The following is a 16,820-nucleotide window of genomic DNA, read 5'->3' on the forward strand; positions in this document are numbered from 1 at the left end:
GTGGGCCGGGTCTGCTGCGGGCGGTGCCGGCCGGCCCGGGGTGTCCGGGCCGGGCGGCAGAACCGGCACGCGGCGCGGTGCACCGCGTGCGGCGGATTCGGTGAATCCGAGGTGACGGGTCGAGCGGGGTCAGGCGTGGGCCACGACCGAGGTCAGCTCGGCCGACTGCAGCGCAGCGGCGATTTCGGCACCTGCGCCCTCGGCCAGTGGCAGCAACGGTGAGCGCACGGTGGCGTGTTCGAGGATTCCGCGGGCGACGAGGCCTTCCTTGAGGGCGACGGTGCCTTCCATGTGCGAGCCGCGGTGGTAGACGTTCGCCGTCACCGGCAGGAGGCGGTCGTGGATGGCTCGGGCCGCGGGGTAGTCCTTGGCCTTGCCTGCCGCGATGAGTTCGACCAGCGGCTCGGGTGCGAGTCCGCCGTAGCCGACCAGCAGGCCGTCGACGTCGAAGATGGTGTGCAGAAGGTACTCGTCGTGGCAGCTCAGGATCTGCAGGTCGGGGTTCTCGCGGCGCAGGACCGGGATCTCGCGGTCCCAGCGGCGCATGTTCCGCACACCGTTCTTGGTGGCGAACACACCGGGCTGGGCGGCGATCTCGAGCTGGGTGTCCAGGTTGTACGTGGCCTTGGTGGCGTCGGGGTACTGGAACAGGATCAGTGGCAGCCCGGACCCTTCGTGAATCGCCTTGTACCGATCCTGCGGGGCGCCGTCCTGGTAACCGAACCGCAGCCATCCGTGGGAGGGGTACACCAGGCCGGCCGAGGCGCCGGCGTCGACTGCGCGGCGAGCCTCCTCCACGGAGACGGCGGTGCCTTCGCCGGTGATGCCGGCGATGATCGGCAGCCGGCCGTCGACGGAGTCCTTGAAAGCGGCGATGACGCGAACCTGCTCGTCCTGGGTGAGGAAGGTGCCCTCGCCGGCGTGGCCGAGTACGACCAGGCCCTTGACGCCGTCGACGCTGCCGAGCCACGAGCCGAGGCGCTGGATGGCGTCGTAGTCGACGGCGCCGTCACGGGTGAAGGGTGTCACCGGCGCCGGGGTGAGGCCGCGGAGGTCGAGTGTGTTCATGATCGCTCTTTTCCATCGAAGGAGACGTTGTGCAAACGTTCCCGGGAACGTTCCCGTGAACGATTTCATCGTGCGATACGATCGTGTCTGTGTCAAGGGTCACGTTCCGAATCGGATGTGATCAGGCCTTACCTCACGCGCGGAGGGCCGGGCCGAGGCGGTAGAGAGGAAGACCATGGAAGCCAATGGGAGCGCGCCCCAGCGGGCGCGGGACGGTAAGCACGTCGTGACGCTGCGTGAAGTGGCGGACGCGGCGGGTGTGAGCACCTCGACCGTCAGCCGGGTGCTCGACGATCGCGTGCCGCCGTCCCGCTCCGCGACCGCCGAACGAGTGCGGGCGGTGGCCGATCAGCTGGGCTACCGGCGCAACACCTTCGCGTCGAGCCTGCGCCGCGGGCAGACCGCGACGATCGGTGTCCTCGTGCCACGATTGAGCGACACCGTCATGGCCTTGATGTACGAGGCGATCAGCCGCGCCGCGACCCGCCTCGGCTACTTCACGGTCGTCGCGACGACGGGGGACAATCCTGCCGACGAGTCCGATGCGGCGAGGACTCTGCTCGCCCGGAACGTGGACGGCCTGATCGTCGCCTCGAGCCGGCGCGACGACCCCTTGCCGCGCGAGCTCCGGGAGCGCGGCGTGCCCCACGCGCTGGTGCTCAGGACCGACGGGATCAGTCCGTCCTCGGTCGGCGACGACGAGGCGGGCGGCTATCTCGCCACCCGCCATCTGATCGATCTCGGGCACACCGACATCGCCGTCCTGTCGGGCCCGCTGTTCACGTCGACCGCAGTGGGGCGTCTGGCCGGGGCACGAAAGGCGCTCCGGGAAGCGGGAATCGCGGAAGTGCCCGAGTGGATCGTCGAAACGACGTTCGGCATCGAGGACGGTGAGGAGGCCGGGAACCGGCTCTTCCGCTCAGCGTCCCGTCCGACCGCCGTCTTCGCCGCCAACGACAACCTCGCGCTCGGAGTCGTCGCCGCCGCACACCGATGCTCGCTGACCGTCGGCGACGACGTCGCCCTGGTCGGCTACAACGACATCCCACTGTCGCAACGTCTTCCGGTCCCGCTCACCTCGGTGCGCACCCCGTTCGACCAGATCGCCGCCACCGCGCTCGATCTGATGCTCGCCACCACCCCCGTCGACGATCCGATCCGGCGCGCGATGCCCACCCTGATTCCGCGGCGCTCGTCCGGATCGCACCGGGCCACGACCGCGGCAGGCCCGCAGACCGCCGGTAGTGTGCACCACGGCGAATAGTGACTGACGACTGGTGTCAGCGAGGCTGGTCCGTGGGAAGGGTCGAGTCGTGGCTCTCCGAACGCGTCCCGAACGACTGCGCGTTGCGGTGGAGATTTGCCGAGTACGGCACCTGGATGAGAGACCGCATATGTGAAGGACGCAAGGTCTTCGGACAGCAGGTCGCGGCGTTCCAGAACACCAAGTTCGTGCTCGGCTGTCTCCAACTGCACGGCGGATACGGCTACACGACCGAATATCCGATCGCGCGTTTCTACGAGTACACGCGGGTCATCCGCATCTGCGGCGGGGCCAGCGAGGTGATGAAGCTTCGTGGTTGTGGCTGACCCACTCGGGCGATACCCGGCCGACGCCGACGATGGAGGGATCGTCCTCGCCGTGTGGGTGTGGGAAATCCGGGTACCCGCATGTCACAGCCGTATGCTCGAACGCCGAGCAGGCCGTATTCCACGGAGGGCCGTTGCCATGACCGCTCAACCTCCGGACCCGGATCCGGCGAACACTCCTGATCTCGAGTCGGGCGGCGGTGTCCGACCAGGTTCGACCCCACCGGACTCCGCCCAGACTTCGGGGTTGTCCGAGCACGAACCGCGCACCAGTTGGTCGTTTCCACCGACAGGCATTGCCACGATGGTGGTCATCGGTGTGATCGTCGTGGCGTTCGTGGCGATCGCGGTCCTGCTGGTGCTCGACATCGTCGGGGTCTTCGACTGAGTTCGGCCTCGCCTCGGGCACCGGCAGATGGTCATTCCCGCCGCACGTCCTCGGGATTCTTGTCCGTCCGCAGGCCACGCCAGGTCGGGTGCCGGAGAAGGTTCGCCGTGGTCCATTCGGTGAACCCGACCTCGCCGACCAGGCGGGGAGTGACCCAATTCGCGTCCTTGCGTTGGGCGGTCGTCAGGGTGTCGGTGAACGGGCTCGTCTTACGTGAGAGCCGCTCGAGTTTTCGCGTCAGGGACTCGAGCATCGGTTCGGTGAATCCGGTGCCGACCCTGCCGACATACCGGAGCCCGTCCGTGTCCGGGATGCCGAGCAGCAGCGATCCCAGGGTGTCGCTGCGTGATCCCTTGCCGCGGCGCCAGCCACCGACGATCACCTCCTGGGTGCGCTGGTTCTTGACCTTGATCCAGGCTTTGCCCCGCCGACCGGTCAGGTAGGTCGAGTCGTTCTTCTTGCCGACGATTCCTTCCCACCCGCGTCGACGGCTCTCCGCCAACGCCTCGGCGGCATCCCCGCGGAGCCGAGCGGGGACGGTCAGACCGGTGGCCGACGCCAATTCCTCCAACACCCGGCGCCGATCCGCGTACCCGTGACGCAGCAGCGAGGTGCCGTCGAGGTAGAGCACGTCGAACACGTAGTACTCGGCCGGATACTTCTGCGCGGCAGCGGTGATCGCCGCCGGCTTCTGCAGCCCGGACCGGTTCTGCAGGGCGGCGAAGCTCGTCACGCCCGCGGAATCGAGGGTGACGATCTCGCCGTCGAGGACGACATCGTGATCGGCCAGCGTGTCTCCGATCGAGGCCAGTTCCGGGTAGGTCGCGGTGAGGTCGCGGCCGGACCTGCTGTGCAGGTGGACCTTTCCGTCGGAGATCTCGGCAATCGCCCGTATCCCGTCCCATTTCCCCTCGAACGACCAACTGTCGGCGGGCATGTCGGCGAGATCCTGATCGGAGCCGAGTGTCGCGAGCATGGGTTTCAGGTCCCGCGGCATCGGTTTTCCGTCGGCGGGCTTCGACGTGGCGCTCGAGGATGTCTGACCAGACTCGCGGTGCGGCAGCGGCCGTTCCCTGTCTTTCTCGATCTTGTGCATCAACCACTGGTCGTCTTTGGTGTGGATCAGCACGTACTGCCCCTGAAGTTGTCGGCCCCGGAGTTCGAACAGAATCTCGTCACGTTCCCACTTGATGGGGACGTAGGTTCCCTCGTCGAAGATGTCCACTACGCCGCCGCCGTACTGGCCCTTCGGGATGGTCCCGGAGAACGTGCGGTAGTCGAGGGGATGGTCTTCGGTCTGGACGGCGAGGCGATTCTTCGACGGAGACCGGGGGACGCCTTTGGGCACCGCCCACGAGACCAGTACCCCGTCGCGTTCGAGGCGGAAATCCCAATGCAGGTTGGTCGCGTGGTGCTCGTGGACGACGAAGCTCAGCTCCCGTCCCGAGTCCACCGGTGGTGAATCGGCTGTGGGAGCGGGGACCGGTTCGGGTGTCTTGCCGCGAGTTCGTTTGGATCGGTACATCCCAAGGGAGTCGAGGGAGTTCGAGAGCAGGTCACCTCCGCTGCGGTATCGCTCGAGCACCTCGTCGAACCGCAACTGACGAAGATCGGTTGCCTCGATCTCCGACCATTCCCGTGGCGCGGCTACCGTCGGTTCGGAGCGCCCGCGCAGAGAGTACGGAGCCACGGTGGTCTTGGCGACGTTGTTCTGACTCCAGTCGATGAAGACCTTTCCCCGTCGGTCGGTCTTGGCCATGGTGGCGGTCACCGATTCCGGCGACTCCTTCTCCAGCCTCTTCGCCAGCGCTCGGGCGAACGGAGAGGGGTCGATGTCGTTCTTCGTGGTGAGCGTCGCATAGACGTGAATCCCCTTGCTGCCGCTGGTGACCGGAAACGACGTCAACCCGGCGTCGTCGAGTTGCTCCTTGACGGCCAGTGCGACACGAGCACAGTCGGAAAGGTCCATACCCTCACCGGGATCGAGATCGAACACCAATCGTGTTGCCGGTCCCGGTTTTCCGTCGACCACTGTCCATTGCGGCACGTGCAATTCCAGCGCGGCGAGTTGCCCCATCAACACCAGACCTGCGGTGGAGTCGATGAGGGGATAGTCGACGCTGCGGTCCTTGTGCTGCACGGTCAGTCGCGGAACCCAGTTCGGCGTCGACGAGGGAAGGTTGCGTTCGAAGAAGGATTCCGAGTCGACACCGTCCGGCCACCGCTTCCGGGTCACCGGACGTTGCGCCAGGTGCGGCACCATCGCGGGAGCGATCTCCTCGAGGTAATCGATCACCTCGCCCTTCGTCGTTCCCACGGACGGGTACAGAACCTTGTCGAGATGCGTCAGGTGCAGTCGGTGCCCATCGATCGTCCTGGTCGGCATGGGGATGGTGCTCCCTTCGAGGGTCGCGGTTTGATGCGCTCGGGGCAGGCCGGCTCAGGGGCGTTGCCCGAGACCTGATGCAAATTCCCGCACTCGTCCACCAACGGTGTCGTCGGCGAGTGGTGCGGTAGGCATTCCCGCGCCGTCGCGTAGTCCGCCGAGGAACTCCTCGAGTGTGTCGCGGGGCGAATACTTCGGCGCCCATCCCAACTCGGCCCGAGCCCGGGTGCTGTCCATCAGCGGCAGGTGCATAACGGTGTCGAGCAAACCCGGTGAAGCCGGAACCGCATGCGCGTGCCAGGCCGTCCACAATGCGGCCCGAATAGCTCTGCGGGGGAGTGGGATTTGCCGGGCATCGAGATAGTCGGCGAGCACACGGCCGTCCACCGGGGGTGCAGTCGCAAGGTTGAACGCTCCCCGCACCGGCCGCAAGACGGCCTGCACGTAGGCTGCTGCCGCGTCGCTGGTGTGCAGAATCTGTGCCCGGAGGTCGTCGACGAGCGGTACCACCGGAATGCGCGCGGCGCGCATGAGGCGTCCGGGGAGCAGCGGCCCGAGGAACAGTCGACGCTGCGCAGTGGCCGACTCCCGCTTGAAAATGAACCCCGGCCGCATCCGCACCACCCGGAGGTCTGGATTCCGCAACTCGAAGGCGTCCAGGAATCGTTCCAGGTAGGCCTTCTCCCGAGGATAGGCCGCGCCGGGCCAGCCGTGCGTGGGCCAGTCCTCGGTCACCTCGAGGTCGGTCGGGCCCGGCGAGTAGGCGGCAACCGAGGAGGCGTACACCAACGCGGGAACACTTTCGTTCGCTACCGCATCGAAGACCCGGATGGACCCCACCACATTGTTGTCCCAGGTGACGCTCGGTTTGTGGGTGGGCTGGAACAACCAGGCGAGATGTACCACCGCATCCGCCCCACGCACGATGTCGCGAACATCGTCGGTCGCGACGTCGGCCTCGACGAAGGTCGTCTTGGGGGCCGTCCACTCGGTGCGTCGTCGCGCGACGCCGACCACCTCGCCGACAGCAGGCTCCGTGCTCAATGCCGTAACGACACTGGTTCCGACGTTGCCGGTCGCCCCGACGACGACCACTTTCAGACCCCGTTGCTCACTCATGAGTGCCGGGTACCCTGCCGTGCCGCTCGGCCAATCACAGCGCACTCGATGGATCGGTGTGCCTGCGCCGCCGAGGCAGAGAACTCGTCGTGTGTGATTCGGTCCGGCTTACGTGAATCCCCGGAACGAGATCTGGCTCGGCGTCATACCGACGCGAACGGCAGCGCGTGAGGCCGATTCCGTGGTTCTTCACGCGCGGCACACAATGACCGGGCCCACGCCGTCACCGGTGTCACTTCCCCCCGACGATGCCGCTGTCGAGGAGTTTGGCGATGTCGGAGTCGGAGCTGCCGAGGAGGTCGCGGAGCACGCTGCCGGTGTCGTCGCCGACTGCGGAGGCGGGTGCGACGGTGGCGTGGTGGCCGTCGAACGACGCGGGATGCCCGGACGCGAGGTAGGTGCCGATGCGCGGCTGGTCGAGGGGAGTGAACATCGGGTTCTTCTCGAGTTCCCCGGAGTTCACCACTTCCTCGAAGGTGCGGTAGCGCTCGGCGAGCACGGACGTCTTCGAGAGTGCCTCGGCCACTTCGGTTGCGGTGTGTTCGCGGAACCAGCGGGCGAACAGGGCCGTGAGGACGTCGCGGTGGGTGAAGCGATCGGTTTCGCGCGCGAAGTCCGCGTCGAGTGCGGTGGCGAGTGCCTCCACGGCGGCCGTGGTTCCGGTGACGGCGACCAGGTCACGGAAGTGACGCGGGGTGAGGGCGACGATCATGAACCGTTCGCCGTCGCTGGTGGTGAAATCCGTTCCGTACGTGCCGTAGACCGAGTTTCCGGTCGCCGGCCTGCCGGTGCCGTTGATCTGGACTTCGGTGAGGTAGCCGAGCGTGCCGGCGGTGGCGAGCGCGACGTCCTCGAGCGGCAGGCGGATGTGGGTGCCCTCCCCGGTGGCGTCGCGGTGCCGGACGGCGGCGGCAACGGCCAGCGCGGCGTACAGCCCACACATCACGTCCCACGCGGGCAGGACGTGGTTGACGACGCCGGCATGATCGGTGGGACCGGTGATGGACGGGAAGCCGAGCCCCGCATTGACGGTGTAGTCGACGGCGGGGGAACCGTCGGTGCCACCGAGAACTTCGAGGGTGATGACGTCGGAGCGCAGGGCTCTGAGCGTGTCGTGGGTGAGCCAGTCACGGCCACCGGCGTTGGTGACGAGGATTCCGCCACCCGCACCGGGGGCCGTGACCAGTTGCTGCACGAGTTCCTGCCCCTCGGGGCTGCGCATGTCGACGGCCACGGACCGCTTCCCGCGGTTGAGTCCGGTCCAGTAGATGCTCTCACCGTCACTCGTGACCGGCCAGCGCTTGTAGCAGGCGGAGCCGCCGACGGGGTCGACCCGGATCACCTCGGCCCCCAGCTGAGACAGCGTCAGCCCGCACAGGGGGGACGCGATGAAGCTGGAGACCTCGACGATCCGAAGTCCGGCAAGGGGAGTATGGGCAGTCACGAGAGAAGCTCCTTGATGGTGGAGGTCAGGCCATGAGGGCGGTGAAACGCCAGTCGAGGACGGGAACGTCGGACGCTGCGGCGTTGTGCGCGAACACGAGTGAACGCAGATGCAGTACGCCGCCACCGCCGGGCAACGCCTCGGCGCTCTCGATCTCGAGTTCGCTGGTGAGAGTGTCGCCCTCGTGGACGGGACCGGTGTGGTCGCAGGACTTCCATCCCAGGACCGTGACGAGGTTGGGCAGCGCGCGCGTGGCCTGCCCGAGCGCGATGCCGATGGTGTGCCCGCCGTAGACGAGCCGTCCGTCCGCGCCGACCCGTTCGTCGTGATGGGTGGCCGCGATGTTGAGGGTGAGGCGCGCCAGTTCGGGGGCGCTCGACACCACGTCGCCGCTGCTCCGCAGGACCGCGCCGGCGAGGTCGGTCGAGAAGTGCTGTCCGGGAACCGCGTCGCGGTAGCGGGCGAGGTCCCAGCCCTCGAGGGCGGCGAGGGCCTGCTCCGTCTGCGGACCGATCGCGGACAGGTCGTCGGACTTGCGGACGCGGTCCTCGTCGGGGTTCTCGCTCAACGGGAGCATCGCGCAGCGGTAGAAGTCGAGGACGGTGCGGCCGTCCTGGTCGGTGGACGTCATCCGGAGTGCCGCCAGCCCGGTGGGTTTGCGTCCCGGCTTCGCCGAATTTTCGCGTAGGCCCACCACTTCGGTGCGGGTGTACAGGGTGTCGCCGATGTGGGGGAAGTGGTGGAAGCGGAGGCCGCGGTAGAACAGGTTGGCCTTCACGTGGTGCGTGGCGAGCGTGGACTGCCCGATGGCGACGTCGCAGACGAGACCGGGATTCGCCACGGCGTCCCCGGATCCGGTGACGGTCCGGGACAGGTGCGCGTCGAGGGGCAGCCGCAGGCGGTCGCCGAGGATGGCCTGATGGGCGGCGGCGAGGCCACTGGTCAGGGTGACGGCGGGAGCGGTGTCGAACACCTGCCCCACCTCGAGTTCGTCGAAGTACGGTCCACCGACGTACGTCTGCGTGATTGTCACTGTGCACCTACCTGGGCGAGGACCCGTCGTGCGGCCACCGCGACGGCCTCGTCGAGCATCTGCCCGTCGAGTTGCGCGGCCCCGCTGCCCGCGGCCTCGGCGGCGGCGAGTGCGTCGATCACGCGACGCGCGTCCTCGACCGCGGTGTCGGTGGGGGTGAACGCGGAAGCGGCCGAATCGACCTGGACGGGATGGATGACCCATTTCCCGTCGAACCCGAGGGCGCTGGTCCATGTTGCCGAGTGGCGGAACGCGTCGTCGTCGGCGATTCCGAGGAACGGGCCGTCGATCGCCTGGATGCCGGCGGCGCGGGCGGCGACGAGGACGCCGTCCTGGATCGCGAGCCAGTGCTCGGGGAGAGCGGAGCGGGAACGGCCGAGGGCCGCCCCGAGATCGGCGTAGCCGATGATGACGGACTCGAGCCGGGCGACGGACCGGGTGATGTCGCCGATGTTCTGCACCCCGATCGGAGTTTCGACGAGAGCCTGCAACCCGATGTCGGTGCCGGAGAGAGCCTGATCGGCGTGCGCCAGATCCTGCGCGGTCTCCGCCTTGGGAACCACGATGCTCGTGAGCGCGGCGCCGAGGGACGCACACAGGGTCAGGTCGTCCTCGGCCCACGGTGTGGTGAGCGCGTTGATGCGGACCGAGACGGCCCGGGAGCCGTCGGACTCGCGCACGAGACGGCGCACGAGGTCGCGGGCGTCGGCCTTCCTGGCCGGTGCGACGGCGTCCTCGAGGTCGAGGACCACCTCGTCGGCGGTCGACCCGAGCGCCTTGACGGCCTTGCGTTCGTCGGATCCGGGGGCCACCAGAACGGCGCGCCTGCGGGTGAGGTTCTGCACGATGCTTCATTCCTAGGTCCGGGAGCCCGGATCGGGCTGGATATGTACGGCCAGCCCGGTAGGGCTGCGCTGCTGATGCTGGCAGCGGTGCAGCCATCATGTCAAGACCGATCGTTGACTTTAGGCAGACATTATCGGAGTATGGCCGTACAAATGTTGTGCGAGTGCGAGGTGGAGTGATGGGCAAGCTGAACGAGGAAGAGGCGTACCTGGTCGAGACGGTGCGCGCCTTCATCGACCGCGACGTGAAGCCGACGGTGCAGGCGGTCGAGCACGCCAACGAGTACCCCGAGAAGTGGATCGAGCAGATGAAGCAGATCGGGATCTACGGTCTGGCGGTCCCGGAGGAGTACGGCGGATCTCCGGTGTCGATGCCCTGTTACGCGCAGGTGACCCAGGAACTGGCCCGCGGGTGGATGAGCCTGGCCGGTGCGATGGGCGGGCACACCGTCGTCGCGAAGCTGCTGTCGCTGTACGGCACCGAGGAGCAGAAGCAGCAGTACCTGCCGAAGATGGCGACCGGCGAGATCCGGGCCACCATGGCGCTGACCGAGCCCGGCGGCGGTTCCGATCTGCAGGCCATGTCCACCAACGCCAAGACCGACGGCGAAGATCTCGTCATCAACGGATCGAAGACGTGGATCTCCAACGCCCGCCGATCCGGCCTGATCGCGCTGCTCTGCAAGACCGATCCGAGCGCGACCCCCAAGCACAAGGGGATTTCGATCGTCCTGGTCGAGCACGGTCCCGGTCTGACGGTGTCGCGGGATCTGCCCAAGCTCGGCTACAAGGGCGTCGAGACGTGTGAGCTGTCGTTCGACGGGTACCGCACCCCCGCCACTGCGATCCTCGGCGGCACCCCGGGCAAGGGGTTCGCGCAGATGATGAAGGGCCTCGAGACCGGACGCATCCAGGTGGCCTGCCGGGCGCTGGGCGTGGCCACGGCGGCGCTCGAGGACTCCCTCGCCTACGCGCAGCAGCGGGAGAGCTTCGGCAAGCCGATCTGGAAGCACCAGTCGATCGGCAACTACCTGGCCGACATGGCAACCAAGCTGACGGCGGCACGACAGCTGACCTGGCACGCGGCCGAGCAGTACGACAGCGGCGACCGGTGCGACATGGAGGCCGGCATGGCCAAGCTGTACGCGTCCGAAGTCGCGATGGACATCGCCCTCAACGCGGTGCGCATCCACGGCGGCTACGGCTATTCCACCGAGTACGACGTCGAGCGGTACTTCCGGGACGCCCCACTGATGATCGTCGGCGAGGGCACCAACGAGATCCAGCGCAACGTCATCGTCTCGCAACTCGTGTCGCGGGGCGGTCTGTAGTCCGGCAACCTGCACGTAGGATCGGTGCGCGATGAACGGTAGGGAACGAGAACGAGAGACGGAGCCGGCGTACCAGCTGGTGTCGAAGCAGCTCCGTGAACACATAGCCGCGGGCAAGTACCGCGGCGGCCTCAAGCTCCCTACCGAATTCGAGCTCGCGGAACAGCACGGCGTGAGCCGGCAGACCGTGCGACGCGCATTCCAGGACCTGGTAGCCGAGGGCATCGTCTACCGGGTCCCGGGCCGCGGGACGTTCGCAGCCGAGTCCGACGGCCGATACCTGCGTCAGCTGGGGTCGATCGAGGATCTGATGAATCTGTCCACCGACACCACCATGGAGGTGGTCTCCCCGCTGCGCCGCCGGGTCGACATCGAGGCCGCGAGCAGGCTCCGCCTCGACACCGACCTCGTCCACACGGTCGTGTTCCGGCGACGCCACGACGACACCCCGTTCGTGCTGACCACCGTGTACCTTCCCGACGAGATCGCCCGGCTCGTCGTCGACGCACCCGAGATGTCCGAGGGCGCCGTCAGTGCGTACACGATCATCGGTCTGCTGGAGCCGCACCTGCGCAGCCCCATCATCGAGGCGGCGCAATCGATCACGGTCGCACCCGCCCCCGCGGACGTGGCCCGCGAACTCGGCTGCCCCGAAGGCCATTCGATGCTGCGGGTGGACCGCCTCTATTCCGATTCGGAAGGGCGGACCGTCGAGTTGGCGGTCAGCTACTTCCTGCCCGAGCACTACACCTATCGCGTGACCCTGCGACGCGGCGGACGCTGAGCGGCCGCGTCCTTCTGCCGTCCTCGCGCTCGACCGACGTTTCCACGCCCCATCCCGGCACTGCTGCCGTTCCGTCCCGAACTCCGCGACGTGTTCGAGGCGAACGAACCGATGCGCAAGCAGACCGGGGACTTCACCGCCGGCACGGGTGAACAGTAGAGACCGGCCGGTACGAATCGAGGTCCGTGCGGCACCTCGAGCGACCGTCCAGTCCCTCTGCCAGGGGATGACGCCTCGAAGTTCACCCCCTCGACCCGATAGTGTGCACTGCGGGGGCAAGCGCACGTCATCACCGAGAATTCGCAGAGGTTTACATTGTCGAGTCCCGAAAACGACGCCGAGCTCGCAGGCCGCGTCCAGCGCCTGCTGCAGTTTTTGCGTGAGATCGTCAGGGCTCGCACGAAGCCGGTCCTCCGCGTCGACCAGCACGAACAGGTCGAATGGCTGCATCAGGACGGCCGGACGATCCAACTCGATTCCGACGCCGCGCAGGGTGACATCGTCCTGCGCGTGCCCCTCATCGGTGTCGAGGATCCGCCGGAACTGCCCACGGTCCTGGCCGGCTGGGTGGATGCGTCGGCCCGCTCCGACAGCTCGCGTTCCGATCTCGAACTGAACGCGTCCGACGCCTACGCAGAGGACTCCGACGAGGAATACGACGTGCGTCGCGCGTATGACGTCCGGCAGGCGTTCGACGCCTACGTGCCGCGCTGGCAGGCGTGGGCGAAGGCCGACCGGGAGCGTCGCCCGCACGCCGATCTGTACCAGTCGTTGCAGCGGATGCTGCAGGAGCTGAACGCCCGCCCCGAGTCGATCGAACTTGTTCTCGCGTCCGGTCTGCTGACCCTGGCGGGCGCCGGTCCGGTCGACGGCGCCCAGACCCACCTGGTCACCCAGTCCGCGAGCATCCACCGCGACCCCCGGACCGGCGACCTGCTGGTGCGGCTGATCGCGGGCTCGCAGCCCCGGCTCGAGGACTCCCAGCTGTTCACCGGACTGGACATTTACGACAGCGCGCACGCGATGCCGCTGCAGAAGCAACTGCAGGACACGGCCGCGTCGCCGCTGAGCGACGGCGTTCGCGCACTGCTCGCGGAGTGGGCACCGAAGTCGCTGATGACGCCTGTCACGGTGCGGGACGGCGTCCGGCCACCCGACGCCGACGCCGACGGCACCCTCACGCTGTCGCCGGCCCTGGTCCTGCGGAAGCGCAGTGCGTTCGCGCTGGTCGAGTATTACGAGCAGATGATCTCCCACCTCGAACGCGACGGCGCGACCGTTCCCCTCGGGCTCGCGCAGCTGGTCGAGGCGATCGAGCCGGCAGACCGGCTGTCGTGGCTCGAGCGCACCGGCGCCGCCACCTCGTCGACGCTCGCCGAGGACCCGCTCTTCCCGCTCCCGGCCAACGCCGAGCAGTCGCAGATCATCGAGCGGCTCGGCGGCGACAGCGGAGTGGTGGTCGAGGGCCCGCCCGGCACGGGCAAGACCCACACGATCGCCAACCTGGTGTCGGCGTTGCTCGCGCGCGGCCAGCGGGTGCTCGTCACGAGCGAGAAGGCGCAGGCGCTTCGGGTGCTGAGGGACAAGCTCCCGCCCGAGATGCAGGAACTGTGCGTCTCCATCACCGATCTCTCCCGCGGCGGCTCGGACGAGCTCACCCGCAGCGTCGCGACGATCGCCGAACGGAAGTCGTCGTTCAACCCGCACAGCGAGGGCCAGAAGATCGCCGATCTCCGTGCCCAGCGGGACGAGGCCGTGCAGAAGCGGGCGGTCGTGCTCGAGCAGGTGAAGGCGCTGCGCGAGTCGGAGACCTACCTCCACGACGCTGTCGCGGACGGCTACGAGGGCACCGCCGCCACCATCGTCCGCAAGGTCATGGGTCTGCAGGATGCCTTCGAGTGGCTTCCCGGTCCGCTGCTGAGCGAGCAGCCGCCCCTCACCGGCACCGAGGTCGAGACGCTGCGCCGCCTCTCGGTGACCGCATCCCCCGAACGGGCGCGGCGGTCCCGTCAGACGCTTCCCGTGCTCGACTCGCTGCTGCCCAACCGGGCCGAACTCGAACGACTCTGCTCGCGGGCGTCGACCAGTATCCCCATCGACACCCCGCAGTCGGCGCATCTGCTCGAGGTCCTCGGGGGCGTCGACCCCGAGACCGCGTACACCGTTCGCCGGCACTGCAAGGAACTGCAGGCCCGCGCTCACGACGTCCTCGACCTCGACGGCCAGTTCCAGGGCCTCGCCGACACGGTCCTCTCCGGCCGTGCGACGCACCTGTGGGGTCGGCTGGACGCCCTGCCCGCGATCGTCGAGGCGGCCGCGGCCGCCGACCGCTACATCGGTGCGCACGACGTCCAGTGCGCCGTCATGACCCGACCCGCACTGCAGGCGGTCGGTGCACTCGCCGTCGCGATGGAATCCGGCGCCGTCGAGTGGAAGGCACGTTTCCGTCGCAGCGAAGAGCAGAAGGCCGTCGAAGAACTCGGCCTCGATGCCACCGTCGACGGCGCACCCGCCACGACCGCCGCCACGGTGCGGCTCGTGACCGAGCACCTGCGCGCCCACGACGCCGCGCAGACCGCCGCCACCCTGCTGGCGGACCTCCGGATTCCGGTCGACATGAACGGATCCCGTGCCGTCCAGGTCGACAGCCTCAACATGATCGTCGGCCGGGTGGCTCGGGTGCGCGCCCTCCTCGTCTCCCGCGACGCGCTGGCCCGCGAACTGTTCGCACTGTCCCCGAACGCGCCGCGGATCCGCACTCTCGCGGATGCCGTCGCGGTGGCCGGGGCCGCCGAGGCGATCACCACGCGTGCCGACGTGGACAGTGCCCGTGCGGAACTCGACGCCATCGTCTCGGCCGTCTCCACCGAGGTCGACGCGGGACCGTCGCCGGAAGGCACCGCCCTGGTGGCGGCGCTCGATCAGGCCGACAACGCGGCCCTCTCGGATGCCCTCAGCCGCTACGCGATCGCCCGCGTCGAACAGCAGGATCAGCGACTGTTCGACGAACTGTCCGACAAACTCTCACCCGTCGCCCCGGCGCTGTACGAACTGGTGCGCAGAACGGCGGCGCTCACCGAGTGGGACGAGATGAGCTGGCAGATGTCGGAGGCCTGGGCGTGGCGCCGTGCCCGCCAATGGGTCACCGAACAGCACCGTGCCGGTCGTGAGCAGGAACTGGAAGCCGAACTCAATGCCGTCGACGCGGATCTCGCGCATCTGACGGCGCGGCTCGCGGCGGCCACCGCCTGGCGCGACTGCCTCGAACATCTGACGGCGGATCAGGTGCGGGCGCTGCAGACGTACCGCGAGCACATCTCGAGCATCGGTGCAGGTGCCGGTAAATACGCCGAGAAGTACCGCAGCGCAGCACGATCCGCGATGGGCGAGGCGCAGGGCGCGGTGCCCGCGTGGGTGATGCCGCTGCAGCAGGTCCTCGCGTCGATCCCGCCCGTGCCGGGCAGCTTCGACGTCGTCATCGTCGACGAGGCGAGCCAGGCCGACATCACCAACCTGTTCCTGCTGTGGCTGGCACCGCGGGTGATCGTCGTCGGAGACGACAAACAGTGCGCACCCGCCGACATCCCCACCACCGGAACCCTCGACGACGTGTTCACCCGGCTCGACGCCTACCTGCCGGACCTTCCGGAGTACGTGCAGGCCACGCTCACGCCGCGGTCGAGCCTGTTCTCGATCCTGCGCACCAGCTTCGGGCAGGTGGTCCGGCTCCGCGAGCACTTCCGCTCGATGCCCGAGATCATCAACTGGTCGAGCACCCAGTTCTACGGCGAACTGCCGCTGGTCCCGGTGCGGCAGTTCGGCGCGGATCGGCTTCCGCCGCTGAAACATACGTACGTATCCGACGCCACCGTGGCGGGCAAGGACGCGACGCTGACCAACCACGTCGAGGCCGCCGCCCTCGTCGACCAGCTCATCGAATGCCTCGTCGACCCCCGCTACGACGGGAAGACGTTCGGAATCGTCGTGCTGCAGGGGCAGTCCCAGGTCGACGCCATTCGAACCGAACTCGTCAAGCGCATCGGCATCGAACAATGGGAGCAGCGGCGACTGCGGGTCGGGACGCCGCCCGACTTCCAGGGCGACGAACGGAGCGTCGTCTTCCTGTCGATGGTCGTGGGACCCGAGCAGAACTTCGCACCGCTGACGGCGAACCAGTACAAGCGACGGTTCAACGTCGCGGCGTCACGGGCGCAGGACCAGCTGTGGCTGTTCCACTCCGTGACCGTCGACGAACTGAAGCGGGCCGACCTGCGCAACTCCCTGCTCAGCTACATGATGTCGACGTCGCCGGCACCGGCCGACCCCATGCCGCAGGACGTCGACCGCGACGTCCGGATCCCCCCGTTCGACAACCTGCTCGAGCAGCGGGTGTTCAACGACATCGCCGAACGCGGCTACCACGTCAATTCCCAAGTCGAGGTGAACAATCGCCGCATCGACCTGGTCGTCACCGGTGGCACCATGAGACTCGCCGTCGAATGCGACGGTGACGCGTTCTCGACCACCCCGGAACAACGGATCGCGGACCTCGAACGCGAACAGGAACTCAAACGGTGCGGCTGGACGTTCTGGCGCGTCCGCGAGTCGGAGTACTACCTCGACCCGAAGGCCGCTCTGTCGAGTCTGTGGGAGACTCTGGACAACCTGGGCATCGCGCCGCACGCGGTGGATCACGCGATCGCCATCGAAGCGGCCGCCACCGAGCGGGCAGCGCGCGACGCCGCCGCCTCCGAACGCGGAAAGCACGCGGCCCCCGTAAGCGCTGCGCGCCCGTGAGTACTTAGAGCGTGTCTCATGTGGATGAAGTGATG

At 68.0% G+C, this 16,820-nt stretch carries 11 protein-coding genes and 1 pseudogene; 6 read left to right on the forward strand and 6 right to left on the reverse strand.

Translation table 11 applies throughout. The features are described from left to right. Nucleotides 1–129: 129 nt before the first annotated feature. Nucleotides 130–1,068, reverse strand: coding sequence for a dihydrodipicolinate synthase family protein (locus G9373_RS36805; RefSeq protein ID WP_167119875.1), 939 nt, complete (start codon nucleotides 1,066–1,068; stop codon nucleotides 130–132). A gap of 175 nt (nucleotides 1,069–1,243) precedes the next feature. Here G9373_RS36805 and G9373_RS36810 point away from each other — a divergent pair, with 175 nt between their 5' ends. The 3 genes and pseudogenes from G9373_RS36810 to G9373_RS36820 all read left to right on the forward strand — a co-directional run bounded on the left by G9373_RS36810 (nucleotide 1,244) and on the right by G9373_RS36820 (nucleotide 3,046). Next, the gene (locus tag G9373_RS36810) at nucleotides 1,244–2,332 is read left to right on the forward strand and encodes a LacI family DNA-binding transcriptional regulator (protein WP_167119877.1); all 1,089 of its coding nucleotides are present in this window, start codon (nucleotides 1,244–1,246) and stop codon (nucleotides 2,330–2,332) included. A gap of 134 nt (nucleotides 2,333–2,466) precedes the next feature. Further along, nucleotides 2,467–2,658 (forward strand): annotated as a pseudogene (locus tag G9373_RS36815) (acyl-CoA dehydrogenase family protein); the annotation flags it as partial. Nucleotides 2,659–2,797: 139 nt separating this feature from the next. Then, on the forward strand, nucleotides 2,798–3,046 hold the full coding sequence (locus tag G9373_RS36820; RefSeq protein WP_167119883.1) for a DUF6480 family protein: 249 nt from the start codon (nucleotides 2,798–2,800) through the stop codon (nucleotides 3,044–3,046). Between the two features lie 31 nt (nucleotides 3,047–3,077). Here the strand turns inward: G9373_RS36820 and G9373_RS36825 are convergent, their stop codons facing one another. From G9373_RS36825 to G9373_RS36845, 5 genes are all read right to left on the reverse strand, one after another. After that, nucleotides 3,078–5,432 carry an ATP-dependent DNA ligase gene (locus G9373_RS36825; protein WP_167119886.1) on the reverse strand — a complete coding sequence of 785 codons (2,355 nt, stop codon included), beginning with the start codon at nucleotides 5,430–5,432 and terminating at the stop codon, nucleotides 3,078–3,080. A gap of 54 nt (nucleotides 5,433–5,486) precedes the next feature. Next, nucleotides 5,487–6,551 (reverse strand): NAD-dependent epimerase/dehydratase family protein, encoded by a 1,065-nt coding sequence (locus G9373_RS36830; RefSeq protein WP_167119889.1) that lies wholly within the window; start codon nucleotides 6,549–6,551, stop codon nucleotides 5,487–5,489. Nucleotides 6,552–6,783: 232 nt separating this feature from the next. Further along, a complete protein-coding gene (locus tag G9373_RS36835; RefSeq protein ID WP_054248676.1) occupies nucleotides 6,784–7,995 on the reverse strand; it encodes a CoA transferase in 1,212 nt (403 codons plus the stop codon). 25 nt (nucleotides 7,996–8,020) lie between these two features. After that, nucleotides 8,021–9,028: a MaoC family dehydratase gene (locus G9373_RS36840; protein WP_167119892.1), complete on the reverse strand. Its 1,008-nt coding sequence runs from the start codon at nucleotides 9,026–9,028 to the stop codon at nucleotides 8,021–8,023. Continuing rightward, nucleotides 9,025–9,873 carry a CoA ester lyase gene (locus G9373_RS36845; protein WP_167119895.1) on the reverse strand — a complete coding sequence of 283 codons (849 nt, stop codon included), beginning with the start codon at nucleotides 9,871–9,873 and terminating at the stop codon, nucleotides 9,025–9,027. The genes G9373_RS36840 and G9373_RS36845 overlap by 4 nt, the downstream gene beginning before the upstream one ends. Before the next feature lie 179 nt (nucleotides 9,874–10,052). On the opposite strand from G9373_RS36845, the gene G9373_RS36850 reads away from it, so the two are divergent. From G9373_RS36850 to G9373_RS36860, 3 genes are all read left to right on the forward strand, one after another. Then, complete coding sequence (locus G9373_RS36850) at nucleotides 10,053–11,204, forward strand: acyl-CoA dehydrogenase family protein (protein WP_167119898.1); 1,152 nt, start codon at nucleotides 10,053–10,055, stop codon at nucleotides 11,202–11,204. Nucleotides 11,205–11,235: 31 nt separating this feature from the next. Continuing rightward, nucleotides 11,236–11,988 carry a GntR family transcriptional regulator gene (locus G9373_RS36855; RefSeq protein WP_005250759.1) on the forward strand — a complete coding sequence of 251 codons (753 nt, stop codon included), beginning with the start codon at nucleotides 11,236–11,238 and terminating at the stop codon, nucleotides 11,986–11,988. Between the two features lie 315 nt (nucleotides 11,989–12,303). Beyond that, entirely contained in the window at nucleotides 12,304–16,785 is a 4,482-nt protein-coding gene (locus G9373_RS36860; protein ID WP_167119901.1) for an AAA domain-containing protein, read from the forward strand. Nucleotides 16,786–16,820: the final 35 nt, after the last annotated feature.

It is taken from the genome of Rhodococcus sp. A14 (assembly GCF_011603105.1).
GTDB classification, from domain to species: Bacteria; Actinomycetota; Actinomycetes; order Mycobacteriales; family Mycobacteriaceae; genus Rhodococcus_F; species Rhodococcus_F opacus.

Bases quoted from the DNA above. Each gene is read 5' to 3' on its own strand.
- G9373_RS36805 (WP_167119875.1), bottom strand. From the start codon at position 1,068: ATGAACACACTCGACCTCCGCGGCCTCACCCCGGCGCCGGTGACACCC.
- G9373_RS36810 (WP_167119877.1), top strand. From the start codon at position 1,244: ATGGAAGCCAATGGGAGCGCGCCCCAGCGGGCGCGGGACGGTAAGCAC.
- G9373_RS36820 (WP_167119883.1), top strand. From the start codon at position 2,798: ATGACCGCTCAACCTCCGGACCCGGATCCGGCGAACACTCCTGATCTC.
- G9373_RS36825 (WP_167119886.1), bottom strand. From the start codon at position 5,432: ATGCCGACCAGGACGATCGATGGGCACCGACTGCACCTGACGCATCTC.
- G9373_RS36830 (WP_167119889.1), bottom strand. From the start codon at position 6,551: ATGAGTGAGCAACGGGGTCTGAAAGTGGTCGTCGTCGGGGCGACCGGC.
- G9373_RS36850 (WP_167119898.1), top strand. From the start codon at position 10,053: ATGGGCAAGCTGAACGAGGAAGAGGCGTACCTGGTCGAGACGGTGCGC.
- G9373_RS36855 (WP_005250759.1), top strand. From the start codon at position 11,236: ATGAACGGTAGGGAACGAGAACGAGAGACGGAGCCGGCGTACCAGCTG.